Origin of the sequence: Kaistella soli (genome assembly GCF_019038595.1) — a bacterium.
Classification (GTDB): Bacteria; Bacteroidota; Bacteroidia; order Flavobacteriales; family Weeksellaceae; genus Kaistella; species Kaistella soli.
Genome location: NZ_JAHOPF010000005.1, coordinates 164,957 through 189,770, shown reverse-complemented (window position 1 = coordinate 189,770; position 24,814 = coordinate 164,957). Strand labels below are relative to the sequence as shown.

Below are 24,814 nucleotides of genomic sequence, written 5' to 3'. Positions count from 1 at the left end.
CTTAAATACTTAAATCTATTTTCTTTTCAATTTCTTTAGGTTCGGGCATTATCAGTTCTCTGTCATCATCAGAAAACTCGTCGCGGTAAACCTGAATCAGCAAAACGGTAATCGAAATAAGAATCGGCCCGAAGATCAGTCCCATAAAGCCAAAAAGATTCATTCCTACAATAATCCCGAAAACGGTATTGAGCGGATGAATATTTTCAAGCCTTTTTAACAGCGTAAAGCGAAGTAAATTATCGGTTAAACCCACCACAATCAGGCAGTAAGCTGCCAAACCTAGTCCAGGACCTACATTTCCTTCAGCGATCATAAAGATACACACCGGAATATATACAATTGCAGCTCCTACGATAGGAATCATTGATGCAACCGCGGTTAACGCAAATAAAAGAACAGCACTTGGAGCATCAAAAATAAAATATCCTGTCAACGCAACAATTCCCTGTCCCATCGCAACAACCGGAATTCCGATTGCATTTGCGATAACCATTTTCCGGATTTTTTCTCCAATCAGGTTGACGTTGGCTTTTTTCAGAGGCGCAGACTCTTTCATAAGTCTCTCAAAAATCCGCGGTTTTTCAAGCATGAAATACAGGATAAAATACATTGACGCGACAATGGTAAGTGTATTGAAAGTGCTGCTGAGCGCTGCAGTGGAGTACTTACCAACATTTTCCTTAAGTTTCGCCAGATTTTCTTTGCTCAGAATATCAAAGTGTGTTTTAGAATAAACATAATCATGAATTTTGTCCGCGAATATGTTGAACTTTTCCATATAGGCGGAAGCATTTCCTAATTTGTCGATAAGCAGATCGATAATGAAATATACCGGTAATATTAAAATGATGAGCGTAGCCACAATCAGAAGCGTGGATGCCGCCCACGGTTTCCATTCTTTTTCTTCCTGAAGATAAAGGTTGTATTTCCGGGTAATAATGTACAGCGTAATGGCTCCCAAAACCGAAGGGATAAATAAAGAAAGATTAAAACAGATTAATCCGGCAAGAACGAGGATTAAGGCCAGGAGAAAAACCTGCTTTATTTTTACTTCGCTGATCTGATGCTTTTTATTGGGCATAAATGGGGTTTAAAACAACAGAAATGTCTGTTGTTTTCAAATGTACAACAATATTGATTAAATTAATTTTTAAATTCTAATTGACGTGGTGTTCCGCAGAACGCGCAATAAGCTGAATACATTACCGCAAAATAAAACGGCATGGTGGCGATAATTCCGAATCCGCAAAGTAAAACTCCTGCAGCACTGATGAGAAGTCCCAAAAATGAAGCTCCTAAAAACACCCCGTAATTTTCTTTTGCGATATTGAAAGATTTGCTCAAAGCTTCAGAAAAGCTGGCGTTTTCAAACAGTAACACAGGATAACCCAATAAGAAAAAAGGAAGAACGAAAAATTCGGGAATAAAACAAAGCATAAATGAAATGCCCATAGCGATGCTTGATATCAGGCTGTAAATTAATATGTTACCTAAATTCTGTCTGTAGCCGATAAATAGATCTGAAACCTGTAGCGGCTGTTTGAAATTGTATTTATTCGCCATATAAATCAGTCCGACATAAAGCGGAGCTATAATCAGACTCACTAATCCCGAAAGTCCGTAATAAACTTTGATACCGGGTATTGACCACATTTTCATCGCTGAAAAATCTCCGTCGGAAGAACTGATGACCTCACCGAAACTTTTAGATTCAAATCCCGAAATAGGCTGAATGACAAGAGAAACGATAAAGTAAATGCCCATTGCCAAAAGCGCATAAAGAAAAACGCCTTTGTAAATCTCGAAAGCGTGGGAAATAATATCTCCTGAGGCCTTTTGAGGCGCATTGTGTTGGTCAAAATCCTGAAAAGAATCCATAGTTTAATTTTTTTAATGTTTCTCAAATTTAAAATTTAATATTGAAAAACACATTTTTTAAAATTAAATTTTAATTGATTTCTTTAAACAGGTTTTGATAAAGGGTGTAGATCATCGCGTTCCAGAACGGGAAAGTAAGGAGAAAACCAATACCGCAAAGCAAAATACCCGATACGCTGAAAACCGCGGCAATCATTACGCAAACCAATACTGTAAGGAAATTATTGCGCAAGCTTTTGATTGTAAGAGTAATGCCTTCAAAGGTTTTCACATTCATGAAAAACATCAGCGGGATTGAAAACAGCGTAATGAAAATCCAGAAAATTCCCAGCAGGAAAAGTGCATTTGCATAAGTGAAAATAATCATCCAGAAGAGGTAGAAGCCGAAAAATTTAAAAAAATCTGCACCCTGATAACCTGCAAGAAGGTCTTTAAAAACAACGGGTTCATTCAAATCCATTTTGCGGAAAATTTTAAATAAACCAACATTTAAAGGATTGATTAATGCAAGAAGGAAAAAAAATGCGAGGCCAAAATTTCTCGCCTGCGGTAATTTGGAGATTTCTTCCACCTTTTTATTGAAAGCCGGAATATCTGTTCTCACCAAATCGCTGTATTTTACAATTTCGTCCCAAAGACCGAAATATTTGAAAAGAGCAAAATAGCCGATAAAAAAAAGGGAAATATATAAAAAACTGTACGCAAACTGATAGAGTAAAGTCCGGTTCCAGTAGGAAAAAGCGGTGCGGAGAATCTGTTCTATGGAAAGTTTCTGGAGGTCGTTATTATTCATGGCGCAAAATTAATGTTTTAGGATTTAAACAGCGTATTTTTACAGCTAACTTCACTCTTTTCGTTATTTTTGCGGAGATGAATTCCAAATTTCACCCGAATTTTGATAAGATGGATGAACTTTCTCAGCAGAAAGTTCCGTTCTTTTTTATGATCGATTTCTTAATGGAGAATGTGGATGTTTTCACTGAAAATGAAATTGATAAATCAGGTTTATTGGTTGATTTTCAAGGCTTTAAAACGGAGATTAAACCGTACACAATTCCTGAGAGAATTGAATTCGAATCTTTTCCCCAGACGAAAGAACAATACCAGGAAGGTTTCGAATTCGTGCAGAAAAATCTGAGATTGGGGAATTCTTATCTTGCAAACTATACCTGCAAAACCGAGATAAAAACAAATCTTACGCTGGAAGAAATTTTCTATCTTTCAGAATCGAAATATAAGGTTTTGTATAAAGACAGGTTTGTGTTTTTTTCTCCTGAAACCTTTATTGAAATAACTGATAATGAGGTTCTTACCCATCCTATGAAAGGAACCATTGATGCCTCAGAAGAAAATGCAGTGGAAATGCTGAAAAGCAACATTAAAGAAAAAGCAGAACATTATACGGTGGTGGATTTGCTGCGCAACGATCTGAGTATGATCGCCGATGAGGTAAAACTGAATGAATTTCAGCGGATTGACTTTCTTAAGACAAAACAGAAAAACCTGTACGCGATGAGTTCTGAAATTTCGGGGAAACTGAAACCGAAATTCCGGGGCAAAATAGGAAGTATTCTGAAAAAATTACTCCCGGCAGGATCCATATTAGGGGCGCCGAAACCCAAAACCCTCGAAATTATACTGGAAGCGGAAAATTATTCCCGGGGATATTATACCGGAGTTTGCGGCTGGTTCGACGGCAAAAATCTCGATTCCTGCGTGATGATTAGATTTATTGAAAAAGAAAACAACAAATTATACTTCAAAAGTGGTGGCGGAATCACTCATTTGAGTAATTTAGCTGACGAATACAAAGAAATGAAAAATAAAATTTATGTCCCAATTCATTGAAAGCATCAAAATTGAAGATCAGGAAATTTTCCTCTTAGATCTTCATCAAAAAAGGGTTAACGAGACGTTAGCCCATTTCGGAAAAGAAACTTCCATCGATCTGGCTAAGATTTTTAAAGAATTGGCGCTCGATGAAGACGGTCTGTTCAAGCTGAAAATTACTTACGATCTGAACAAAAATTATAGAACACAGCTTATTCCGTACGCCATTTCGGAAATAGACGATTTTCAGCTGGTGGAAAATAATGCCTATGATTATTCCTTCAAATTTGAAGACCGGAAAGAGCTGGAAAAGATGATTGCTAAAGCAAAAGCTGACGAAATAATTATTGTAAAAAACAACCATATTACGGATACCTCGTTTTCGAACATTCTTTTTAAGAAAGGGAAAGACTGGTTCACGCCGACAACATATCTTTTGAACGGCGTTCAGAGAACTCATTTGCTGAAGAGTAAAAAGATTAAAGAAGCAGAAATTACTTTACAGAATATAAAGGAATATTCTCATTTTCAGCTGATTAATGCGATGAACGATTTCGATGATATGTTTATTTATCCAATATCAAAAATCACCAATCTTCCTGATACATCAGGATATTTAGAAATTTAGCCAACAGCGGTTCCAATTCGTTAGTAATTGGTCTGTTTTTCGCTAGAGTAATTTCCACATTCGGAAATTTTGCAGAAGACTTTCATGAAGAAAAAATACCAGTTCCTGTTTCATTTTACCCAAAAATTGAGAATTTTACTTTTCTTGTTTTTTGGAGTTACCGTATTATCACAAACGAAAATTTCAGGATCAATCGTGGATGCCAACACCGGAAAGCCGGTTTCAGGCGTTGAAATTTTCATTAATCAAAAACAAAAGGCTGAGCTCACTACTTCCGGTTCGGATTTTCTCATTGTTTCCGATTCCGGAATTGCCACTGCGACTTTTATCAAAAAGAATTTTAAAACCGAAGTACACACTTTCAGCGATCACCGCTTTGAAAACCTGGTGGTGAAACTTCAGCCCGAAAATGTGGAAGATATCAAGGAAGTTGTTCTCGCAGGAAAAAGCAAAAAGAAATACAAAAACAAAAAGGAAAATCCCGCGTATGCCATTATGCAGGAAGTGTGGAAGCGAAAGAAAACCAATGGACTTGCGAATTACAGCGATTATCAGTTCAAGGAATATGAGAAAATTGAAATAGGACTCAATAATATCGACAGTGCTTTTATGAAGAAAAAAATCTTCAATGATATGGAGTTTATTTTTAAGTATGCTGATTCGGCGAACTTCGATAAAAAGCTTTCTCTTCCTGTATTTTTTAATGAAACTATTTATAAAACTTACGGTAAAAACAAACCTGAAAAAAAGGAAAACAAAACGATTGTTGCCAATAAATTTTCAGGATTCAGCGATAACGAGCTCATTGCTTCTACGGCAAAAAATCAGTTTAAAGACGTAAATCTTTATGACAATACGCTGAATTTTTTCAATATCGGATTTCCGAGCCCCGTCGCAAAAGACGGTTTCAGTACTTATGAGTATGAAATTACCGATTCTCTTGCTGTAAACGGAACCGACTGTTTTGTGATTAATTATTTCCCCAAAAGAAAGGAAGTTCTTGCTTTTCAGGGGAATCTCTACATTTCCAAAGGCACTTATAATATTGTAAAAGCCACGTTGAAATCAACCAATAAAATCAACGTTAATTTTGTCAACGGAATTTATTTGGAAACCGAATACGACTCGCCGAATGATTCTGTTTTCATTCCTAAAAGAACTTATACAGAACTTGAAATGTCGGTTTTCAAAAAGAAAAAAGATGCGAAAAGTATTCTTTTTAAGAGGACCGATATTTTCAGCGATTACCTTTTCAATCAGAATTTTGACGACCGGCTTTTAGTGGATAAAGAACAGACTTTAAGCGACGGAAATCTCACCAAACCCGATGAATTCTGGGAAAGAGAGAGAGATGAGCCTTTGGCTGATTCTGAGAAGAATGTATATACCATGGTTTCCGGTCTTGAAAAAGTTCCGAAATTTAAGAGAATCGTAAAACTGGTGGAAATCCTGCAGTCAGGATATGTGAATGCCTGGAAAGCTATTGATTTTGGTGATATTTATTCTGTTTACGGAAAAAATGAAGTGGAAGGAGACCGCATCCGCGTCGGCGCAAGAACCTATTTTTCGCCTAATGATATGTGGCGGATCGCCGGTTACACCGCATACGGATTTAAGGACAGAAAATTCAAATACGGAATTGAAGGGAAATATATGTTCAGCCGGGAAAACAGGGCGACAATTGGTTTTGGAAGCCGGAATGACGTCATTCAGCTCGGGGCTCAGCTCACAAATGACGACGGAATTATGACGCGCTCTTTCGCGTCTTCATCTGTATTTTCATCAGGAACAAATGCTTCGTTGAGTTTGGTGAAACAGAATAATTTCTTTTTTTCTCTGGAACCTGTAAAGAATTTTGAAGTGCGGATGGACGCTTCCTTACAGAATATAAAATCCGCGAATCCCCAGAATTTTAATCTTGATTTCTATAAAAATAATGAACTGAAATCTGAGCTGAATGATTTTCATACAACATTCAGCCTGATCGCGAAACCCGGTGCAAAATATTCGCAGTATGGCGTTGACCGTTATTCTTTTACGACGCTATCACCAACTTTCGTTTTGAAATTCACGCATGGTTTTGAGAACGTTCTGAATGGTGATTTTGACTATAATAAGCTACAGTTTCTTTATTCTCAGCCTGTGTTGCTTGGAAACATCGGAAAATCGATTATCAACTTTGAAGCCGGGAAAAATTTCAGCACCGTTCCGCTGGCCTTACAGAATGTGATTCCCGGAAATCAGTCCTACAGCTTAATTCCCAACACTTTTGCGCTCTTAAAATATTACGAGTTCGTTGCTGATGCGTACACAACTTTGAATTATGAACATCATTTCCAGGGCAAGCTTATTTCCTATATTCCGCTGATTAAAAAGCTGAAGTTCAGAGAACTCGTGTTTATCCGCGGCGCATACGGAACCTTAAGCGATGCGTCGAAAAACATCAATTTCGAAAACACTCTTTATTCAGCTCCGGATCAGCAGATCTATTATGAATATGGTTTTGGTCTCGAAAATATAGGTTTCGGGAATCTCAGAATTTTAAGGGTAGATTTCAACTGGCGGGGGAATTATCTCGACCGGCCGGATGTTTCAAAATTCGGAATTAAATTCGGGCTGCAGATGAATTTTTAATTATTTGATCGACTCAAAATATCCTTTCAGAATCTCCGAATTTTCAATCCCAGAAGTATCAACTTCAAGAATTTTTGCTTTTACATCATGTTTGAAGAAGTTGTCCAATACACGTGAGAGTGTATCTTCATCATCAATTTTCGTGTAAGAAAACCCGAAATGTTTTGCTAAATACTCAGCGTTTTTGTGATGCTTCGTAAGGATAAATTCATCGAGTGCGTTCGCAGTCCCCGGTCCCGGAATAATCTTAAAAATATCGCCACCGCCATTATTAAAAATAATAATCCTTGTGTAAGGCGGAATATAATTATTCCAAAGCCCGTTGATGTCGTAAAAGAAACTGAGATCACCCGTTACCAACACCGTCTGGTTTGCATTTTTCATTGCAAAACCCATCGCCGTCGAAGTAGAGCCGTCGATTCCGCTTGTTCCGCGGTTACAGTAGATGTGGTTTTTTTGGAAATCAAAAAGCTGCGCATATCGGATTGCAGAAGAATTGCTGAAATGAAGATTGATGTTTTCCGGCAGCTTTTCCGATAAAATCTCAAAGAATTTAAAATCAGAAAAAGGTGCTTTTACACAATAATCCACATGTTTTAAATCTCTTTTATCCCGAAGAACATCCCATAAATTAAAATAGGGTTGAGGTTCCAGGTTAATAAAATTCAGTAATTTCTTAAAGAAAACCTCGGGTTTGGTTTCAATTTTTTCCGTGAGCGAAAAGAAAGTGTCAGGCTGCCAAACTTCGTGGATGTGCCAGTGGTTTTTCGGTTTCGCTTTTCTCAGAAACTGTTTCACTTTCTTGGAAACAACGTTCTGTCCGATGGTTACTAAAAGATCGGGTGCGTAGGTCTTGAAATCCTCCTCAGAAAAATTAAAAATGTAACGGTCGATATGACTGAAAAATTTCGGGTGGTTGAGATTGGAAGTCGCTTCCGTTAAAACCACAACACTGTGATTTTTAACCAATTGAGTCAGCTGCATTTGCAGTTCTTCGCTGTAATCCCGGGTTCCGACCAAAATCAGAATTCTTTTCGAAAGATTCCATTCTGCTGCGAGATGTGAAGGCAGTTCATATTGCTTTTTCTGAAGTGTTTTTTCTACTGGAGGAAAATTGGGAAGCTCCGAAACCAATTGATAAAGAGGTTCTTCCAAAGGAATATTAATGTGCACCGGTCCCTGTTTTTCAAAACATAGTTCGATTGCTTTTTTAATTAAAGCAAAATTTTCATCATCGGCATTTTCTTTTCCGTCTTCCAGAAGCTGGAAATCGCCGTAAGAATGCTGCTCAAAAATCTCCTTCTGGCGGATGGTTTGTCCGTCAAAAATATCCACATAATCGGTCGGCCGGTCAGCAGTAAGAACCAGGAGCGGGACATTCTGATAAAATGCTTCAGTAATGGCAGGATAATAATTTGCAGAAGCAGAACCGCTGGTACAGGTTATTGCCACAGGTTTCTTTTCGCTTTTTGCCATTCCCAAACCAACAAATGCGGCACTTCTTTCATCCACAATGCTGTAACAGTTGAATTCATCAGTTTCGGAAAAATGTATTGCCAGCGGCGCATTACGCGATCCTGGTGAGATAACGATATTGAAAATTCCGTATTCTTTTAAGAGATATGCTAATATTTGGATGCTTCTTTTGGAAGAGAACTGTTTCATTTGAAAATTTTGACTAACCGCAAATTTACTGATAATTAAAATTTTAAACAGAAATATTTGATGGGGAGTTTATACGTATATTTACCGTAAAATTACCGGAAATGATACGTGAAAAAATCAGAAAAGAAGTGTCCTTAGATAAAATTACTTTAGAAAAACTTAAAATTAAAGCCCAGGAAGACGGAAGAAATCTCAAAAATTATCTCGAAAAAATTCTTACTGAAAAGGCCAATGATGATTTCGAAATCACTGAAGGATATATGAAAATGATAGATGAGATGCTGGAAAAGAAGGCGAAAGGCGAACTGAAATTTACGAATTGGGAAGATGTTAAAAAGAAATTTAACCGATGAATTATTTCGTGACGCTATCTGATCAGGCTGAAACAGATCTGGCAGAAGCTGACGAATTTTATTTAAAAATCAGCCCCGATTTGCTTGACCGGTTTTGGGATGACTTGAAACGTACGCTCACAAGATTAGAGGAGAACCCGCTGCAGTTTCAGGAAAGATACCAAGGGAACCGAATAGTTTTTCTCGAAGCTTTTCCATTTGGAGTCCATTACTTTTTAAATGGGAAAGAAATTGAGGTTTTCAGAATCCTTCACACAAAAAGAAATTTTTAATCTAAAAAACTTAATTTTGCAACGAAATATTTAATCTCAAAAATATGAAACAGATCCCAAGTGTGGATTTGCGTGATTTCCTTTCGGGTGACCCGGAACGCAAACAAAAATTTGTAAATGAAATCGGAAAAGCATACGAAGAAATAGGGTTTGTTGCTCTGAAGGGGCACTTTCTGGATGACAGTCTGGTAAAAAACCTTTACGGCGAAGTGAAGAATTTCTTCGATTTGCCGGTAGAAACCAAGCAGAAATACGAAATCCCCGGAATTGGTGGACAGCGTGGTTATGTTGGTTTCGGGAAAGAAACTGCCAAAGGGTTTAAAAAAGGGGATTTGAAAGAGTTCTGGCATTTCGGTCAGTATTTGGAACCGGGTTCGAAATATGCCGAAGTGTATCCCGACAATGTGGAAGTGGCGGAAACTCCAAAATTTAACGAAGTAGGTAAAGAAGCCTATAAAATGTTGGAAAAAACCGGTGTTTATGTATTGAGAGCTCTGGCTTTGCACCTTGGTTTGGACGAATTTTATTTCGACAAATTCGTGGGTGAAGGCAACTCGATCTTGAGACCAATCCATTATCCGCCGATCACGGAAGAACCTGATAATGCAGTGCGTGCGGCGGCTCATGGAGATATTAACCTGATTACGCTTTTAATGGGCGCTCAGGGTAAAGGTCTTCAGGTCATGAACCACGACGGCGAATGGGTGGATGCAATTGCTGAACCTGACGAGCTGATGATCAATGTTGGTGATATGCTCTCACGCCACACCAACAACAAACTGAAGTCTACCATTCACCAGGTGGTAAATCCGCCGCGTGAATTGTGGGGAACCTCAAGATATTCGATTCCTTTCTTCATGCATCCGGTAGGAGATATGCCGCTGAACGCTTTGGAAGGAACTTATGACGAAAACAATCCGAAATTATATCCTGATACAACAGCAGGTGAATTTCTCCACGAAAGACTCGTGGAATTAGGCTTAATTAAGTAATCCCAAGATTTTGGTATAGAACGGACAGATTTTTTCTGTCCGTTTTTTTTTGTTTAAATCCGCAGGAGTCAAATGTTTCTATAATATATTTGATTCGTAATTTTGTAACATGGAAATATTGGATGTACTGATTATCGGCGCCGGACCTATTGGTTTGAACTGTGCTTTGGAAGCCGAAAAGAACGGTTTAAATTATGTAATTATTGAAAAAGGTACTATCGTCAACTCACTCTATCATTATCCGTTGTACATGCGGTTTTTCTCGACTGCCGAAAAACTGGAAATCGCAGAAACTCCCTTTATAACGTCATCTCCAAAACCTGGAAGACAGGATGCTTTGGAATATTATCAGGGAATTACGCGCCGGCGTGGTCTGAGAATCAACCTTTATGAAAGAGTTCTGAAAATTTCTAAAAATGAAATATTTGAGATCGAATCTTCCAAAAGAAAATACCTCGCGAAAAACGTCATCATCGCAACAGGATTTTATGACATTCCGAATCTGCTGAATATTCCCGGTGAAAACCTGCCGAAAGTAAAACATTATTATACGGAACCTTATCCTTACGCCAACCAGAAAGTTGTGGTAATCGGTGCCAGCAATTCTGCCGTGGATGCCGCTTTGGAAACTTACAGAAAAGGAGCAGAAGTTACGATGATCATTAAAAATTCTGAGATTTCGAAATCGGTGAAGTATTGGGTGAAGCCGGATATTGAAAACCGCATCGCTGAGGGAAGTATCAAAGCCTTTTTCAATGCTGAGATCATGGAGATCAAAGAAGCCACCGCTATTTTCAAGGATGAGACGGGAAATATTCACGAGATTGAAAACGATTTTGTCCTCGCAATGACCGGCTATCTTCCGGATTTTGAATTCCTCAAAAACTCAGGAATTGATTTAAAAGGTGATAATCTCCGTCCGGTGTATAATCCGGAAACCATGGAGACGAATGTAGAAAACCTTTACCTGGCAGGCGTAGTTTGCGGCGGAAAAGACACGCATCATTGGTTCATTGAAAACTCCAGAATTCACGCGGAAATGATTGTAAAGAACATTTTAAATAAGAAATAATCTTTTTTGCACATAACTCACTTTTCTTCTTTTTAATTCTCACAAAACCTTTATTAAAAGAGATTTCAACACGGTTAACTGTCGTTAATTATTAAATTGAACCCTATCAATATTTGGTTCCGGTAATTCAATTTTTTACACTTAAGCATGAATGAAGGCAGGATACACTTAAATGCCAAATATCATGAATTTCATTTTTAAAAATATCAAAACCAGTTCAAATCTTTCGTAACTTTAACTACCTAAAAATCAAATGCAGGTCATTTCCTTTTTAGCATTCCCATAGAATAATTAAAACTATATATTATGAGTGCTAATACCCAAGATCTAAGAAATGTAGTCTTGCTCGGTCATTCCGACAGCGGCAAAACTACGCTGATTGAAACCATGCTTTACGAGGGAGGGGCGATCAAACGCCGCGGATCCGTCGAAGGACAGAACACGGTGAGCGACCATACAGATTTAGAACACGAAAAAGGAAAAACAATTTTCTCCCACCAGATGTTCGTAAACTGGAAAAACAATAAAATAAACATTATCGATACCCCCGGATTTGACGATTTCGTTGGCGAAGTCGTTTCTTCGTTAAAGGTGGCCGATACTGCAGTCATCGTGCTGAACGCTGCGAACGGTGTCGAAGTGGGAACCGAACTCGTTTGGGAGTATGTAGACAAATACCAGACGCCCGCCATCTTCGTCATCAACCAGATGGATCATCCGAAAGCCGATTTCGAGAAAACGCTGGAGCAGGCTAAAGAAAGGTTTGGTACCAAACTCATTCCTGTTCAGTATCCTTATAATTCCGGAGCGAACTTTAATGCGATCATCGATGCTTTAAGAATGGTGATGTACGAATTCCCTGCGAACGGAGGAAAACCTGAGAAAAAACCAATTCCTGAAAGCGAAATGGCAAGAGCCAACGAAATGCATAATGCTTTGGTAGAAATCGCTGCTGAAAATGAAGAAGGTTTAATGGAGAAATACTTTGAAGAAGGCAATCTTTCCGAAGACGAACTCGCCAAAGGAATCACCATCGCTCTTGCAAAACAGCAGTTTTTCCCGGTATTCGTCACCAGCGGATTAAAAGATATGGGAAGCGGAAGACTTATGGGCTTCATTGATGACATCGCGCCGTCACCTGCCGAAAGACCTGCAAGAAAAATGGAAAACGGGGACGAAATTTCTTACGACCCGAACGACAAAACCACCATCTTCATTTATAAAACCCTTTCTGAACCTCAGGTCGGAATGGTTTCTTACTTTAAAGTCCTGAGCGGGAAAATCAAACCCGGCGATGAACTGGTGAATGCCAATAATGGCGAAACAGAAAGAATTTCACAGCTTTTTGTAGCGGAAGGTAAAGAAAGAATTCCGGTGACCGAACTTGTGGCAGGAGATTTGGGCGTTACCGTGAAACTGAAATACGGCCATTCCAACAATACCTTAAATTCCAAAGGCATCGAAAGAAAAGTGCGTCCTATGGCATTCCCTGAAAGCCGCATCAGAAAAGCTGTCTCTACAGATTCTACCGCGGATATGGAAAAACTCGTGACCGCTCTGCACAAAATTGAAGAAGAAGATCCAACGCTGAAAGTGGAGCAGTCCGCAGAACTGAAACAGACGATCCTTCACGGGCAGGGTCAGCTGCATCTCGATTTGGTGAAACAGAGACTTCAGAAAGAATTCGGCGTAAACATGAATTTTGGAAATCCTAAGATCCCTTACCGCGAAACCATCACAGGGAATGCTGATGCAGATTACCGCCACAAAAAACAATCCGGAGGATCCGGTCAGTTTGGGGAAATCCACATGAGAGTTGAAAATTTCTACGATGATATGCCGGAACCTACCGGTTTTAATATCCGCCAGAAAGAAGTCGAAGATCTGCCTTGGGGCGGCAAGCTCGCATTTTACTGGTGCATCGTTGGCGGAGCTATTGATAACCGCTACATCGGTGCCATTAAAAAAGGAATCATGCAGCAGATGAAAGAAGGCCCGCTTACCGGTTCACATTGCCAGAATGTGAGAGTCACTGTTTACGACGGAAAGATGCACAGTGTAGATTCCAATGATATTTCCTTCCAGCTGGCGGCTTCTGGCGCTTTCAGAGAAGGTTTCCAGAATGCGAAGCCTCAGCTGCTCGAACCGGTTTATTCCGTGGAGATCCTTTGTCCGGACGAAGATACCGGCGATGTAATGGGCGATCTGCAGACGCGCCGCGCCATGATTTCCGGAATGGATTCTGAAGGACATTACCAGAAGATCCTTGCCGATGTTCCGCTGGCTGAGATGCACGATTACGGTTCCACGCTGCGTTCCATCACAGGGGGAAGAGCTAAATTCACCATGAAGTTCTCCGAGTACCAGCTTGTGCCGCCAAATGTGCAGCAGGAGCTTGTGAAATCGCACTCTGTTCTGCAGGAAGCATAAATTGTATAACTTTACAGAAAACCTCACCGCAAGTTGAGGTTTTCTCTTTTAACCCCCATTCTGCATTTGCATCAAAGCTAAAAATCTACCATGAAAAAAATCCTTTTGCTGCTGTCTGTTTTTGCATTCAGCTTTTTCTTTTCCCAGATTACCAAGACATTTGATATCAACGGTACCGCAAGGAAAGCACTGGTCTTCCAACCTCAGCTGAAATCTGAAAAAACACCGGTGATCTTTGTTTTTCACGGACATGGCGGCAATGCGCAGTTTGCTTCAAAGAAAATCGATTTCCAGAATTACGATAAGGAAACACTGGTGGTTTTCATGGAAGGCATCCCAGGAACCTCCGGCTACGTGGTGGATAAAAAAGGCCTGCTGAACGGCTGGCAAATGTTTCCCAACGATCACGGCAACCGCGATGTGCTGTTCTTCGATGAGGTTTTAAAAGATCTGACTAAAAATTATAACGTTGATGCTTCAAGGATTTATGCCGTAGGACATTCCAACGGTGCAAGATTCGTGAATGTGCTGTGGGTAGAGAGAGCGGATAAAATTGCGGCCATCTGTTCGGTCGCGGCGCAGGGCGGCAGGATGATCAAAGGTGCGAAACCGCTTTCGGTGTGGATGAGCATGGGAAAAAATGATCCTCTGGTTCCGTACGGGATGCAGAAACAGTCGGTTGCGATGGTGGAAGATAATCTGAAAGCAGATCCTAAGACCGCAGTGGTAAAAGGCGACAAAACTTTTTATACCGGCACTGATCATACAGAACTTGTCGTGGAAGAGCGCAGTGCCGGCCACGAATTCCCACATGAATCCATCCCCGAAATGGTGGCGTTTTTCAAAAGACATCACAGGTAAAAAATTAAATAAGGGTGTTTTAACGGGCATTTAATTGATTGGTTTATAGTACTTTCGAAATACTAACCATAAAAACTTAAATGTTATGCCTTTACCAAATCTCAACAATGCGCACCTTACAGAAGCGCAGATGAACAACATCCAAACTGCCGTTGCCGCGCTGGAAGACGCACTGGCCGTGCTTACCGTAACCCTTACCCCCGACGAGCGCAAAAACTATGGCAGTGTGAACGAGCAGAATAAGCTCCTCATCAACAAAGTGTGGGATTACCGCCAGAACAGCGCCCACCTTTCGCAGCCTGACCTCGACTGGAATGAATTCGAGAACGACCTGAAAAGCCGTCAGTTTATCGAAAACATTGCCCACCGCGTAAAGGCCATGGACGAAAGGCTGAAAAACTCGAAGATTCTGCACGATTACGATAACTACCAGGCGGCCCTTGATGATTATGCCTACACCAATTACAAGGCAGGCTCCAATGCCGCAGGTTACGAAACCAAGAAAAACGAGCTGAAGCAGTTTTTTCCGCGCAGCAGCAAACGCTCAGGTCCTCCTGTTGAAGGGGAATAGCAATGATATACTTCATCAAAGACAGCCCGCGGTTTCCGTGGGCTGTTTTTCTTTTATTTTACGGCAGTGTTTAGGTTGTTTTGAGAACCGTTTAGGTCAAAAGGCTAAAATTTTAGGTTCCAAGGCTAAACGATTAGGTTCCGGACCTAAAGTTTTGCGTTGCTGAGCTAAACATTTGGCTTCGGGAGCTAATGGTTTGGGTAAATGACCTAAAGATTTGGTAAAATGAGGTAATGGATGATGTAACGTTTGGATTATAGAGGCACGAAGTCAGGAGACTTCGCGCAGCGGGGCGTATTGGACCATAATATTTTAATATAGATTACGGTTAAATCTCTATAAAATATCTTACGATTGAATATAACGTGTAAATAATACTTCCAAATGCAAAGAAAAATAAGGTAATTGTTAAAATTGTAAATATAATTGTGGTTCTTTTATCATTATTTGAGTAATTATATTTAATAATTTCATGAGCCCAAAGTAAGGGATTATCTTCTCCGATTTTCTCTGCTAGTGGCGAGAAGTCATTCGGATCATATGGCATGTCGTTTTCAGTCATGAATTGTGAATAATTTTTATGCACATTAAAAAGCGAATAAAGAAAGTAAAAAAATAGTATCGTGAAGAAAATTGAAAAAAAATTAAGTAAATAGTTTATCCATAAGTGTTTGTAAGATATGATGGGTATATTTTCAAGAAGACTTGAATAAATAATTGAAGCACAATATACCGTGAAAGTCATAACAATTATTATAAGGAGCCGCGTTGTAAATAACGTTCCACGTACAATACTACTTCTGTCAAATAATCGGATAGGAAGCAAAATAGTTAGAAAAATAAATAGCCACGATGATGATATGTAGTGAATCACTGGGAATTTTCTGAAGTCTAAAAAGTTAGTTACTTCTTTTTGAGGAATTTTATATATATGATTGGGATCAAATTTAATCTCCGAAATTATATCTTCTTTTTTCTTTATAAGATAATTTGCAACATTTTTATCTAAGGTTTTATCCTTTAGCAGAGATTCAATACTTTTTAAGTTATCTATTTTTTTTCAAATTTATATTGATCACTAAAGCTAAATAGATAATTCACAAATAGTAATGTTGCAACAATAAATATTAAGCCCCAATAGCTGTTTTTTCCATCCTTTCTTTTAAAAAAACTCAAAACAAAATTTATAATTGCTTCCAATGATGAATATTTTATGAATTGTCTTTAGGTTATCTCAAATATCCAACTATTAACTCAATTCACCAAACAATAATTGTTTACAAACTAGCGAATTAGCACAAAAAATCCGCCCGGCAATGCCGAACGGATTTTGTTGTTTTAAGCTTCTTCCAGTTTCACCGTGAAGTGGCGCAGGATTTCGGATTCCCAGGTGATATGGTAGCCTTTCTCTATTTCGTCGCGTCTGTCGTAAACGTTTTTAATGGCGGCAGCGATATAATCCATGTGATTGTTCGTGTAGGTTCTTCTCGGGATGGCGAGCCTCACGAGTTCGAGTTTCGGGTAGCGGTTTTCCCTTGTCTGCGGATCACGGTCTGCCAAAAGCGTCCCGATCTCTACGGTGCGGATGCCGGCTTCCTTATAAATTTCGTTTGCCAAAGTCTGTGCAGGATATTCTTCTCTTGGGATATTCGGCAAAAATTTCAGGGAATCTACGAACACGGCATGTCCGCCAATCGGCTTCTGCACGGGGATTCCGAACTCAATCAGTCTGTTCCCAAGATATTCCACCTGGGAAATACGGCTTTCGAGGTATTCGAATTCTGTAGCTTCATTCAAACCAACAGCCAGCGCAGCCATGTCGCGGCCCGCCATTCCGCCGTAGGTGATGAAACCTTCGTAAATAATGGTAATGTTGGAAGCGGCTCTGAAAATGTTTTCGTCATTCAAAGCGATAAACCCGCCGATGTTGACAAGGCCGTCTTTCTTGGAACTCATCGTCATCCCAACACCGTAAGAGAATACTTCTTTCGCAATGTCTTTGATGCTGCGGTTTTCCTGTCCGGCTTCTCTTTTCTTGATGAAGTAAGCGTTCTCCGCAAACCTCGCGGAATCGAAATAAATGGGGATTCCGTAACGGTCTGAAAGTGCTTTTACCGCTTTCATGTTTTCCAGGGAAACGGGCTGTCCGCCGGAAGAGTTACAGGTAATGGTAATCATGCAGAACGGAATTTTTTCTTTCGGATAGCTTTTATAAACTTCCTCGAGTTTTACGAGGTCGATATTTCCTTTGAAAGGGTGGAGGTTTTCAATGTCGAATGCTTCATCCACGGTACAGTCGATGGCATGGGCTTTCCTGATTTCGATATGTCCTTTGGTGGTATCGAAGTGAGAGTTACCGGGAACCACATCGCCTTCTTTCACCAAAACGGAAAACAGCACATTCTCCGCGGCGCGTCCCTGGTGGGTTGGCAATAAATATTTGTATCCGGTAAGATTCTGCACGGTTTGATGCAGTTCTTCGAAACTTCTGGAGCCGGCATAACTTTCGTCTCCGGTCATCAGTGCGCCCCACTGACGGTCGCTCATCGCCCCGGTTCCGGAATCGGTCAACAGATCGATAAAAACCTGCGACGATTTCAGGTTGAATAAATTATAATCGGCTTTTTTCAGCCAGAGCTCTCTTTCTGCTCTGGTAGACTGGCGAATTTCTTCGACCATTTTAATTCTGTAAGGTTCTGCGTAAGGTAATTTCATTGGAGGTATAAGTTTAAGGTTGAAGAAAAAAAATTGAGATTAACAATTAATCTCAATACTTAGCCTCAACTCATTCCGGCGCTTTGAATACATTATCATCCGAATGGAAACCTGCTACACCGCCGCTTACGGCAAACTTCATCGCCTGCGCCGCACTCACGTTTTCAAGCAGCACGATATTCTCCGCAAGCACGAAGACCACCCAACCGGAAACAGCGTAAGAGTGGGGAAGGTATACCGAAACATAATCGGGAAAACCTACGGACGAAAGATCTTTCTGGGTAAGAAAACCGATGCGCCAGACTTCAGGGTTATCAGCGGTTTTAATAAGAACCGGCTGGTTGAATTTCTTTTTATCCCCAACGAAGGAGGTCATTACGTCTTTCAGTGAGGTGTAGATGAATTTGATGCCGGGTGTGTGTTCCAGAATGTAATCGAAACTGTCAACCACGATGCGGCCGATGATGAATTTATTTCCTAAATATCCTACCAGCGCTGTTCCCAGAATAACGATGAGGAAAGTAATTCCCGGATATAATTTTTCGGAAACGGCAGGTATAATATTGTCGATACTGGAAACAATGTACCAGATAATCCAGATGGTGACAGCAAACGGACCGATAATTAATAATCCCTGAAAGAAAGATTTCGCCAGGGTATTGAGGAGTTGTTCGAAGCGGTTGCGGTCCATTTTAAGTTTTCAGCATTTTTTGTTATGGTGGTAAAAATACTAAAATTCCGAAAATATCCGTTAAAAACTTCTACCCGTGGATGGTTTCTTTTTTACCGTAGGATTTGATGATTTCGGCTTCATAATCCAGCCATTCTTCCCATCTTTTATTCACGGTTTCCGGATCGCCGAGCTGTCTTGCAAATCCGATAAAGGTGGTGTAATGTCCGGCTTCGGAAATCATTAATTCTTTGTAGAAAACCTTCAGTTCTTCATCCTGGATGTTTTCTGTAAGCACTTTGAAGCGTTCGCAGCTTCTGGCTTCGATCATCGCTGCAAAAAGAAGTCTGTCGATAATATATTCTTCCCGGGTTCCCTGAACGAGGAATTTGTAGAGCTGTCCGACGTAATCGTCTTTTCTTTCCCTGCCGAATTCGTAGCCGCGTTTTTTAATGATCTCGTGAACCATCTGAAAATGTTCGAGTTCTTCCTGCGCAATTTTTAAAAGCTCGGTGATGATTTCGGGATATTCCGGCATCATGGTAATGAGCGTAATGGCGTTGGTGGTTGCTTTCTGTTCGCACCATGCATGATCGGTAAGGATTTCCTGAAGATTTCCTTCTGCAATATTGGCCCAGCGCGGATCGGTTAAGAGTTTCAGTTTAAACATCGGTAGAGTTTATGGCAAATTTAATTAATATTTATTCTTGGTTTCAATATGATTTCGGCAAGCAAAACGAAAGATATTTAATGATTATGGAATTTAAAAACCAATTTCTGGCATAAATGTTGAATATTAAAAATTATAACATTAAAAAATAAAATTATGAACACGCAATTATTAGCAGGCAAGCTCGAAAAATTCGGAATTTTAATTCTTACTTTCTTCTTCAGTGTTATGGCATTCGCACAGGATGCAACGAAATCTCCGGATCTTAACGTTGACGTTACTACAACCAAAAGTACTACAACAACAGAACAGTGGTTTACAAATCCTATTTTCTGGGTTATCGGTGCACTAGTGCTTATCGTTATTATCGCTATCGTAGCAAGAGGAAACAATACAAGCAGAGACTAATATTATATTTTAGGTATAATAAAAGGCCGTTTCAGTTTATGCTGAAGCGGTTTTTTTTCGCAGGATCTCCAAGATTTTCCACCCGAAAACATCAAGTTTTTTCAGGCCTCCAGCAATCAGAACCGCCAACCCTACATTGATGAGGTAGATTAATATCATCAGCATCCACCACTGAATTTTATCTTTCAGACCCACCACGATGAAATATACCAGTGAAGAACTCATGCCTTGGGCAAAATAGAAAAAGATGGCATTTTTCCCGATATAAGTAATGAAGCTTTCTTTGGTGATTTTCAATCTGTTGTAAAGCACAAAAAGCGTCAGAAGTGAAAAGCATGACCAGAAAATATAAAGCAGTTTCGGCGGAAACTTTGCCTTATTCATTTTCATGAAAAGTTCTTTTCCTGAATTCCAGAAAAGAAAGATGAAAACCAAAAGTAAAATTCCATATAAAAAAGGAATCCATTTGGCTGGAATTTTTTTTCCTTTTAACTGATGAGCCGATAAAAATAAACCGAGATAGAATGCGACATAACCAACCTGTCCTGTGGGATAAAACTGCGGCAAAACATTGAAAATCAATGTAAGTCCGAAGCATATTCCGATAAGCCAGTTGATGTGTTTCGGGAAGAACCTTAAGATGAGAACGCCGAAAACCGTCAGGATAAAATATACTTTCAGGTACCAGAAACTTCCCATCACAACGGGAAAAGTGTCTGCATTGGTGTATTGATGAAGATACCAGTTCCCCAGATTTTGCCATTGCGGAACATCGGAAATACTTTGCGGAACATATTTCGCCCCGAAAGTGGAATAAAAATCTCTCATCCATTGCAGCCCGAAAACATTCAGGCCGAAGACCTTGAAAAGGTAATCGAGAAAGAAAAGAAAGGTTACAAAAATCATGAAGGTGATCTGCAGTTTCAGGAGCCTGTAAAGGGTTTTCTCTACATTTCCGCCCGAAGTAAGCCCGCTGAGCGCATAGAATAACGGCACATCAATCAGCAAGGAAAGAACCCGGACTTCTGTCGGAATATAAAACTGCCCGGACCAGAATGCGGTGTGAATAAAAATAATGGCTAATGTGGCAAAACCTTTGGCAAAATCAATGTATAAATCTCTTTTCATGGTGCTAAGAAAATCAAATTTAATTAAAAATTGTTTCGAAATTATTTTTCTCAGAAAATATTAATGGGTTTTAAATCATTATAAAATTAATTTTCAGTGCTTTCTAAGCAAGTATTCTCAAAAAAAATGATAGTCATTGTGGATAACCCGAAAATATTTCTTACTTTTGCACCTCGAATTAACTAACAAAATTTATAAACAATGTTTGCAATTGTAGAAATAGCAGGGCTTCAATACAAAGTTGAGCAAGACCAGAAGTTGTTTGTGAACCGTTTAAAAGGAGATAAAGGAGGAAAAGTTTCTTTCGATAAAGTTCTTCTTACTGTAAACGGTACTACAACAATCGGCGCCCCGGCTGTAAGCGGTATCACTGTTGATGCTGAAATCTTAGATCACGTGAAAGCTGATAAAGTAATCATCTTCAAAAAGAAAAGAAGAAAAGGTTACGAAAAGAAAAACGGTCACAGACAATCTTTAACTCAAATCGTTATTACAGGAATCACTGGTTTCGATAACGGTAAAAAAGAGAAAAAAGCTGAGCCAAAAGCAAAAAAAGAAGCGGTAGCAACTGAAGAGAAGCCTGCTAAAAAAACAACCAAAAAAGCAGACAGCGAAACTGCTGAATAATTTTAACCCAAAAACCTTAAAATAAAATGGCACACAAAAAAGGAGTTGGTAGTTCCAAAAACGGTAGAGAATCTCATTCCAAAAGATTAGGTGTGAAGATTTTCGGAGGTCAGGAAGCTATTGCCGGTAACATCATCGTGAGACAGAGAGGTACACAGCACCACCCAGGTGATAACGTGGGAATGGGTAAAGACCACACTCTTCACGCACTAGTTGACGGAAAAGTAGTTTTCAGAAAGAAACAAAACAACAGATCTTTCGTATCTATTGAACCAAACGCATAATTATTAGCGTTATAAAAAATAAACCTGACTGCATTCGCGGTCAGGTTTTTTTTATATTTTTACTGCCCAAAATAAAAAATCTATGAATTTGAAATCTACCGTTTTTGCTTTACTGCTTTCTTTGCTTATTTTTATGGGATGTTCCAGGGATGAAGGCCAAACGTCATCAAACAGCTGCGGAAAAGTGACCAATGTAAACTTTCAAACTTATCCGAAAAGTGTTGTGTTAAATTTTGCAGCAGGAAGCGGTGCTAATTCATATAAGATTGAATACGGGCCTACAGGTTTCTCGCAAGGCAGCGGAAAATCAGTAACCACTTCAAATACAAATTTGGAAGTTGGAGATTTAAGTTCTTCAACCACTTACGATTTCTATATTACCGGGATCTGCAGCAGTTCGGAAACTAGCGCTCCGTACAAATTATCCAGCGTTACCACACAGCAGAGCAATTGCAATGGGACGACAACCGCTCAGTTTTATCAGTATGATCCTATTCAAACGATTATGCAGATTTCATACAACGGCGGAAGTTTTTCTTATCACGAAGTTGAGTTCGGACCAAGTGGTTTCAACATTGGCTCCGGAACAAGAATCAAGGGAGGTAACGGCGAAAACAGTCTGTATTTTAATAATTTAGAGCTTAATAAAACGTATGATTTCTATGTAAAAACGACTTGCCTTATAGGGGATTCCAATACTTTTAAGAAATTTACTTACACCGCGACTCCGACCTGTCCCAAACCGTTCAATTTAAACAGTTACGTTATTTCCGGAAGTTGCAATGTAGGTTTGGGCGCCACAAGAGGCTTTTCATGGAGTTCCTACGGTTCTCCGCAAAGCTATACAATCTCTATCGTTCAGGGGGTTACCGATCCTCCGGGAGCGCAAACCTTTACCACTTCGAACACATCCATCGCGATCAGCAACATGTACTGCAACTGGAAAGCTTTTTATGTGAAAGCAAATTGCTCCAATGGTACAGGCGGCGAATGGGCGGGGCCATTTGTTTTCTGATAAAAACTGTGAGAAACCAAAATGTTTTCCCAGCTGAAAGGTTGGGATTTTCCGTTCATAAAACTTAAACTTCCATTCACTATTATTTCACATTCAAATATTAACTTTGGAAAAACTCAAATGGAAAAAAGAGAGGTAGAAATCGTTGTGCTTTCAGACATACATTTGGCGACTTACGGCTGCCACGCGACCGAATTGGTGGCTTATCTGAAAAGTATCAAACCGAGGCTTCTCATTCTGAACGGCGATATTATCGACGGATGGGCATTCTCAAAGAAATATTTCCCAAATTCCCACATGGCGGTGCTGAGTGAGTTTTTCCGGATGATGAAAAGCGAAACTCAAATCATCTATATTACCGGAAACCACGATGAATTCCTAAGGAAATATTCAGATTTAGCGATGGGAAACCTCTTCCTTACCGATAAATATCTTCTGGAAATCAACGGAAAAAAACACTGGTTTTTCCACGGCGATATCTTCGATCACACCACAAAAGGCGGCGCTAAATTTATTGCAAAAATCGGAGGAATCGGTTATGACTGGCTGATTCTTGTCAACCGCGCGATCAATTTCCTTCTGGAAAGCATGGGACGGAAAAAAGTTTCTCTCTCCAAAAAAATTAAAAATTCAGTAAAAAATGCGGTGAAATTTATTGGAGATTTTGAGGAGAAAGCCATTGAGCTTGCCATTGAAAACAAATATGACTATGTGATTTGCGGACACATTCATCAGCCTGCAGACCGTTTGGTAACCAAAGAAAACGGTTCTGTTCATTACCTGAATTCCGGTGACTGGATTGAAAACCTATCCTATCTGGAATTTAATAACGGCGAATGGAAGCTGCTGTTTTTCGACGAAACCCAATTTGAAAAGCCGGAAATTGAAACCAACGATATTTCTGTAAATGTGCACGAACTCATTCATCCGAATGTTTTCGCTGCTTTTGTGGGGAACAAAGTCTGATCCTTTTGAGACAGCGAAAACATTGAAAAATAAGCGGCAGATACTTAATTATTTATTCAAAAACGCATCCCAGCCCTGCGCATTTAAAGCAATCAGTTCATTGCTTCCTCTTGCTACAAGGAAATTTCCCTGATCCAGTTCTACGGCATGACCGATAATACTGAAATCCGGATGATTCCTGATTTTCTCGAAATCATCAGGTGAAATTGTAAACAGCAATTCGAAATCTTCGCCGCCGTTCATCGCGCACATTGCGGGATTCAGATTCAATTCGTCCGCAGTAGAAATCGTTAAAGAATCCATAGGGATTTTCTCTTCATACAGTCGGAAACCGACTTTGCTTTGATCCGACAGATGCAGGATTTCCGAAGATAAACCGTCAGAAATATCAATCATCGAGGTAGGCCGAATGCCCAGCTCTTTGAGTGTTTTTTTGATGTCGGTTCTTGCTTCCGGTTTCAGCTGCCTTTCCAGGATATAATCATAACCTTCCATTTCTGGCTGCATATTCGGATTGGCAAGATAGACGGAATGTTCTCTTTCCAGGATTTGCAAACCAAGATACGCGCCGCCTAAATCTCCCGTTACCACCAGCAGATCATTAGGTTTTGCGGAGCTTCTTTTAACTATGTTTTCAGAATTTTCCAAACCAATCGCCGTGATGCTCATCACCAAACCTGAAGTAGAGCTTGTTGTATCGCCTCCGACTAGATCCACTTTATAGTGTTTGCAAGCGAGGGCAATTCCCTCATAAATTTCTTCCAGTGCTTCCACCGGAAAACGGTTGGAAACGGCTAAAGAAATAAGGATTTGAGTTGGCGTTGCATTCATCGCTGCAATGTCACTAAGGTTCACTACAACAGCTTTATAACCTAAATGTTTCAACGGAACATATCCCAAATTAAAATGAACACCTTCCGCCAGCATATCAGTGGTAATCACCATTTTTTGGTTGGCCGGATCAATCACCGCAGCGTCATCACCAATGGAAACTTCAGTCGATGAGTTTTCAAAACTAAATCTTTCGGTTAGATGTTTGATTAAACCAAATTCGCCGTACGCGGAAATTGGAGTAAGTTTCGGACTTTTATCTTCGAGCATATTTGTAAAATTTGAGAACGTTTAAAATGAGAAAATTATGT

At 39.7% G+C, this 24,814-nt stretch carries 24 protein-coding genes; 15 read left to right on the top strand and 9 right to left on the bottom strand.

Annotated features, from left to right (window positions below; all coding sequences use genetic code 11):
- Window position 1 precedes the first annotated feature (1 nt).
- The 3 genes from KSK37_RS11270 to KSK37_RS11260 all read right to left on the bottom strand — a co-directional run bounded on the left by KSK37_RS11270 (window position 2) and on the right by KSK37_RS11260 (window position 2,674).
- Complete coding sequence (locus KSK37_RS11270) at window positions 2-1,084, bottom strand: AI-2E family transporter (RefSeq protein ID WP_217201597.1); 1,083 nt, start codon at window positions 1,082-1,084, stop codon at window positions 2-4.
- Between the two features lie 62 nt (window positions 1,085-1,146).
- Complete coding sequence (locus KSK37_RS11265) at window positions 1,147-1,881, bottom strand: beta-carotene 15,15'-monooxygenase (protein WP_217201595.1); 735 nt, start codon at window positions 1,879-1,881, stop codon at window positions 1,147-1,149.
- Between the two features lie 70 nt (window positions 1,882-1,951).
- The gene (locus KSK37_RS11260; RefSeq protein WP_217201593.1) at window positions 1,952-2,674 is read right to left on the bottom strand and encodes a DUF2189 domain-containing protein; all 723 of its coding nucleotides are present in this window, start codon (window positions 2,672-2,674) and stop codon (window positions 1,952-1,954) included.
- 77 nt (window positions 2,675-2,751) lie between these two features.
- On the opposite strand from KSK37_RS11260, the gene KSK37_RS11255 reads away from it, so the two are divergent.
- The 3 genes from KSK37_RS11255 to KSK37_RS11245 all read left to right on the top strand — a co-directional run bounded on the left by KSK37_RS11255 (window position 2,752) and on the right by KSK37_RS11245 (window position 6,973).
- Window positions 2,752-3,729, top strand: coding sequence for an aminodeoxychorismate synthase component I (locus KSK37_RS11255; RefSeq protein WP_246566533.1), 978 nt, complete (start codon window positions 2,752-2,754; stop codon window positions 3,727-3,729).
- Window positions 3,713-4,339, top strand: a complete 627-nt coding sequence (locus KSK37_RS11250; protein ID WP_217201592.1) for an aminotransferase class IV — start codon at window positions 3,713-3,715, stop codon at window positions 4,337-4,339. Before KSK37_RS11255 ends, KSK37_RS11250 begins: the two co-directional genes overlap by 17 nt.
- 84 nt (window positions 4,340-4,423) lie before the next feature.
- A complete protein-coding gene (locus KSK37_RS11245; protein ID WP_217201590.1) occupies window positions 4,424-6,973 on the top strand; it encodes a DUF5686 family protein in 2,550 nt (849 codons plus the stop codon).
- Here KSK37_RS11245 and menD read toward each other — a convergent pair whose 3' ends face one another.
- Complete coding sequence (gene menD / locus KSK37_RS11240; protein ID WP_217201589.1) at window positions 6,974-8,638, bottom strand: 2-succinyl-5-enolpyruvyl-6-hydroxy-3-cyclohexene-1-carboxylic-acid synthase; 1,665 nt, start codon at window positions 8,636-8,638, stop codon at window positions 6,974-6,976.
- Window positions 8,639-8,739: 101 nt separating this feature from the next.
- On the opposite strand from menD, the gene KSK37_RS11235 reads away from it, so the two are divergent.
- The 7 genes from KSK37_RS11235 (at window position 8,740) to KSK37_RS11205 (ending at window position 15,189) form a co-directional block, all read left to right on the top strand.
- Window positions 8,740-8,991: a hypothetical protein gene (locus KSK37_RS11235; protein ID WP_217201588.1), complete on the top strand. Its 252-nt coding sequence runs from the start codon at window positions 8,740-8,742 to the stop codon at window positions 8,989-8,991.
- The gene (locus tag KSK37_RS11230) at window positions 8,988-9,263 is read left to right on the top strand and encodes a type II toxin-antitoxin system RelE/ParE family toxin (RefSeq protein WP_217201587.1); all 276 of its coding nucleotides are present in this window, start codon (window positions 8,988-8,990) and stop codon (window positions 9,261-9,263) included. The genes KSK37_RS11235 and KSK37_RS11230 overlap by 4 nt, the downstream gene beginning before the upstream one ends.
- Window positions 9,264-9,307: 44 nt before the next feature.
- Window positions 9,308-10,255, top strand: a complete 948-nt coding sequence (locus KSK37_RS11225; RefSeq protein ID WP_217201585.1) for an isopenicillin N synthase family dioxygenase — start codon at window positions 9,308-9,310, stop codon at window positions 10,253-10,255.
- Between the two features lie 109 nt (window positions 10,256-10,364).
- Window positions 10,365-11,327 carry a YpdA family putative bacillithiol disulfide reductase gene (locus tag KSK37_RS11220; protein WP_217201583.1) on the top strand — a complete coding sequence of 321 codons (963 nt, stop codon included), beginning with the start codon at window positions 10,365-10,367 and terminating at the stop codon, window positions 11,325-11,327.
- 306 nt (window positions 11,328-11,633) lie between these two features.
- A complete protein-coding gene (locus KSK37_RS11215; protein WP_217201582.1) occupies window positions 11,634-13,757 on the top strand; it encodes an elongation factor G in 2,124 nt (707 codons plus the stop codon).
- A gap of 90 nt (window positions 13,758-13,847) precedes the next feature.
- Window positions 13,848-14,618: a CE1 family esterase gene (locus KSK37_RS11210; RefSeq protein ID WP_217201580.1), complete on the top strand. Its 771-nt coding sequence runs from the start codon at window positions 13,848-13,850 to the stop codon at window positions 14,616-14,618.
- An 85-nt stretch (window positions 14,619-14,703) separates the two neighbouring features.
- The gene (locus KSK37_RS11205) at window positions 14,704-15,189 is read left to right on the top strand and encodes a hypothetical protein (protein WP_217201578.1); all 486 of its coding nucleotides are present in this window, start codon (window positions 14,704-14,706) and stop codon (window positions 15,187-15,189) included.
- Window positions 15,190-16,527: 1,338 nt separating this feature from the next.
- Here KSK37_RS11205 and tnaA read toward each other — a convergent pair.
- The 3 genes from tnaA to KSK37_RS11190 form a co-directional block, all read right to left on the bottom strand.
- Window positions 16,528-17,904 carry a tryptophanase TnaA gene (tnaA, locus tag KSK37_RS11200; protein ID WP_217201577.1) on the bottom strand — a complete coding sequence of 459 codons (1,377 nt, stop codon included), beginning with the start codon at window positions 17,902-17,904 and terminating at the stop codon, window positions 16,528-16,530.
- A 70-nt stretch (window positions 17,905-17,974) separates the two neighbouring features.
- A complete protein-coding gene (locus tag KSK37_RS11195; protein WP_088359216.1) occupies window positions 17,975-18,595 on the bottom strand; it encodes a DUF502 domain-containing protein in 621 nt (206 codons plus the stop codon).
- 70 nt (window positions 18,596-18,665) lie between these two features.
- Window positions 18,666-19,244: a MiaE family protein gene (locus tag KSK37_RS11190; RefSeq protein ID WP_088359217.1), complete on the bottom strand. Its 579-nt coding sequence runs from the start codon at window positions 19,242-19,244 to the stop codon at window positions 18,666-18,668.
- Between the two features lie 156 nt (window positions 19,245-19,400).
- On the opposite strand from KSK37_RS11190, the gene KSK37_RS11185 reads away from it, so the two are divergent.
- Window positions 19,401-19,652 carry a hypothetical protein gene (locus KSK37_RS11185; protein ID WP_088359218.1) on the top strand — a complete coding sequence of 84 codons (252 nt, stop codon included), beginning with the start codon at window positions 19,401-19,403 and terminating at the stop codon, window positions 19,650-19,652.
- A gap of 36 nt (window positions 19,653-19,688) precedes the next feature.
- Here the strand turns inward: KSK37_RS11185 and KSK37_RS11180 are convergent, their stop codons facing one another.
- Complete coding sequence (locus tag KSK37_RS11180) at window positions 19,689-20,780, bottom strand: acyltransferase family protein (RefSeq protein ID WP_217201575.1); 1,092 nt, start codon at window positions 20,778-20,780, stop codon at window positions 19,689-19,691.
- Window positions 20,781-20,981: 201 nt separating this feature from the next.
- Between KSK37_RS11180 and rplU the strand changes: the two genes are divergently transcribed.
- The 4 genes from rplU (at window position 20,982) to KSK37_RS11160 (ending at window position 23,672) form a co-directional block, all read left to right on the top strand.
- The gene (rplU, locus tag KSK37_RS11175) at window positions 20,982-21,407 is read left to right on the top strand and encodes a 50S ribosomal protein L21 (protein ID WP_088359220.1); all 426 of its coding nucleotides are present in this window, start codon (window positions 20,982-20,984) and stop codon (window positions 21,405-21,407) included.
- Between the two features lie 26 nt (window positions 21,408-21,433).
- Complete coding sequence (rpmA, locus tag KSK37_RS11170; protein ID WP_088359221.1) at window positions 21,434-21,691, top strand: 50S ribosomal protein L27; 258 nt, start codon at window positions 21,434-21,436, stop codon at window positions 21,689-21,691.
- A gap of 82 nt (window positions 21,692-21,773) precedes the next feature.
- Window positions 21,774-22,706 (top strand): hypothetical protein, encoded by a 933-nt coding sequence (locus KSK37_RS11165; protein ID WP_217201573.1) that lies wholly within the window; start codon window positions 21,774-21,776, stop codon window positions 22,704-22,706.
- 120 nt (window positions 22,707-22,826) lie between these two features.
- Complete coding sequence (locus tag KSK37_RS11160) at window positions 22,827-23,672, top strand: UDP-2,3-diacylglucosamine diphosphatase (protein ID WP_217201571.1); 846 nt, start codon at window positions 22,827-22,829, stop codon at window positions 23,670-23,672.
- 48 nt (window positions 23,673-23,720) lie between these two features.
- Here the strand turns inward: KSK37_RS11160 and thiL are convergent, their stop codons facing one another.
- Window positions 23,721-24,773: a thiamine-phosphate kinase gene (thiL, locus tag KSK37_RS11155; protein WP_217201568.1), complete on the bottom strand. Its 1,053-nt coding sequence runs from the start codon at window positions 24,771-24,773 to the stop codon at window positions 23,721-23,723.
- Between the last annotated feature and the right edge of the window lie 41 nt (window positions 24,774-24,814).

What these genes read in the sequence shown, in the direction of transcription:
- KSK37_RS11270 (WP_217201597.1), bottom strand. Translation starts at nt 1,084, where the DNA reads ATGCCCAATAAAAAGCATCAGATCAGCGAAGTAAAAATAAAGCAGGTT.
- KSK37_RS11265 (WP_217201595.1), bottom strand. Translation starts at nt 1,881, where the DNA reads ATGGATTCTTTTCAGGATTTTGACCAACACAATGCGCCTCAAAAGGCC.
- KSK37_RS11260 (WP_217201593.1), bottom strand. Translation starts at nt 2,674, where the DNA reads ATGAATAATAACGACCTCCAGAAACTTTCCATAGAACAGATTCTCCGC.
- KSK37_RS11255 (WP_246566533.1), top strand. Translation starts at nt 2,752, where the DNA reads ATGAATTCCAAATTTCACCCGAATTTTGATAAGATGGATGAACTTTCT.
- KSK37_RS11250 (WP_217201592.1), top strand. Translation starts at nt 3,713, where the DNA reads ATGTCCCAATTCATTGAAAGCATCAAAATTGAAGATCAGGAAATTTTC.
- KSK37_RS11245 (WP_217201590.1), top strand. Translation starts at nt 4,424, where the DNA reads ATGAAGAAAAAATACCAGTTCCTGTTTCATTTTACCCAAAAATTGAGA.
- menD (WP_217201589.1), bottom strand. Translation starts at nt 8,638, where the DNA reads ATGAAACAGTTCTCTTCCAAAAGAAGCATCCAAATATTAGCATATCTC.
- KSK37_RS11235 (WP_217201588.1), top strand. Translation starts at nt 8,740, where the DNA reads ATGATACGTGAAAAAATCAGAAAAGAAGTGTCCTTAGATAAAATTACT.
- KSK37_RS11230 (WP_217201587.1), top strand. Translation starts at nt 8,988, where the DNA reads ATGAATTATTTCGTGACGCTATCTGATCAGGCTGAAACAGATCTGGCA.
- KSK37_RS11225 (WP_217201585.1), top strand. Translation starts at nt 9,308, where the DNA reads ATGAAACAGATCCCAAGTGTGGATTTGCGTGATTTCCTTTCGGGTGAC.
- KSK37_RS11220 (WP_217201583.1), top strand. Translation starts at nt 10,365, where the DNA reads ATGGAAATATTGGATGTACTGATTATCGGCGCCGGACCTATTGGTTTG.
- KSK37_RS11215 (WP_217201582.1), top strand. Translation starts at nt 11,634, where the DNA reads ATGAGTGCTAATACCCAAGATCTAAGAAATGTAGTCTTGCTCGGTCAT.
- KSK37_RS11210 (WP_217201580.1), top strand. Translation starts at nt 13,848, where the DNA reads ATGAAAAAAATCCTTTTGCTGCTGTCTGTTTTTGCATTCAGCTTTTTC.
- KSK37_RS11205 (WP_217201578.1), top strand. Translation starts at nt 14,704, where the DNA reads ATGCCTTTACCAAATCTCAACAATGCGCACCTTACAGAAGCGCAGATG.
- tnaA (WP_217201577.1), bottom strand. Translation starts at nt 17,904, where the DNA reads ATGAAATTACCTTACGCAGAACCTTACAGAATTAAAATGGTCGAAGAA.
- KSK37_RS11195 (WP_088359216.1), bottom strand. Translation starts at nt 18,595, where the DNA reads ATGGACCGCAACCGCTTCGAACAACTCCTCAATACCCTGGCGAAATCT.
- KSK37_RS11190 (WP_088359217.1), bottom strand. Translation starts at nt 19,244, where the DNA reads ATGTTTAAACTGAAACTCTTAACCGATCCGCGCTGGGCCAATATTGCA.
- KSK37_RS11185 (WP_088359218.1), top strand. Translation starts at nt 19,401, where the DNA reads ATGAACACGCAATTATTAGCAGGCAAGCTCGAAAAATTCGGAATTTTA.
- KSK37_RS11180 (WP_217201575.1), bottom strand. Translation starts at nt 20,780, where the DNA reads ATGAAAAGAGATTTATACATTGATTTTGCCAAAGGTTTTGCCACATTA.
- rplU (WP_088359220.1), top strand. Translation starts at nt 20,982, where the DNA reads ATGTTTGCAATTGTAGAAATAGCAGGGCTTCAATACAAAGTTGAGCAA.
- rpmA (WP_088359221.1), top strand. Translation starts at nt 21,434, where the DNA reads ATGGCACACAAAAAAGGAGTTGGTAGTTCCAAAAACGGTAGAGAATCT.
- KSK37_RS11165 (WP_217201573.1), top strand. Translation starts at nt 21,774, where the DNA reads ATGAATTTGAAATCTACCGTTTTTGCTTTACTGCTTTCTTTGCTTATT.
- KSK37_RS11160 (WP_217201571.1), top strand. Translation starts at nt 22,827, where the DNA reads ATGGAAAAAAGAGAGGTAGAAATCGTTGTGCTTTCAGACATACATTTG.
- thiL (WP_217201568.1), bottom strand. Translation starts at nt 24,773, where the DNA reads ATGCTCGAAGATAAAAGTCCGAAACTTACTCCAATTTCCGCGTACGGC.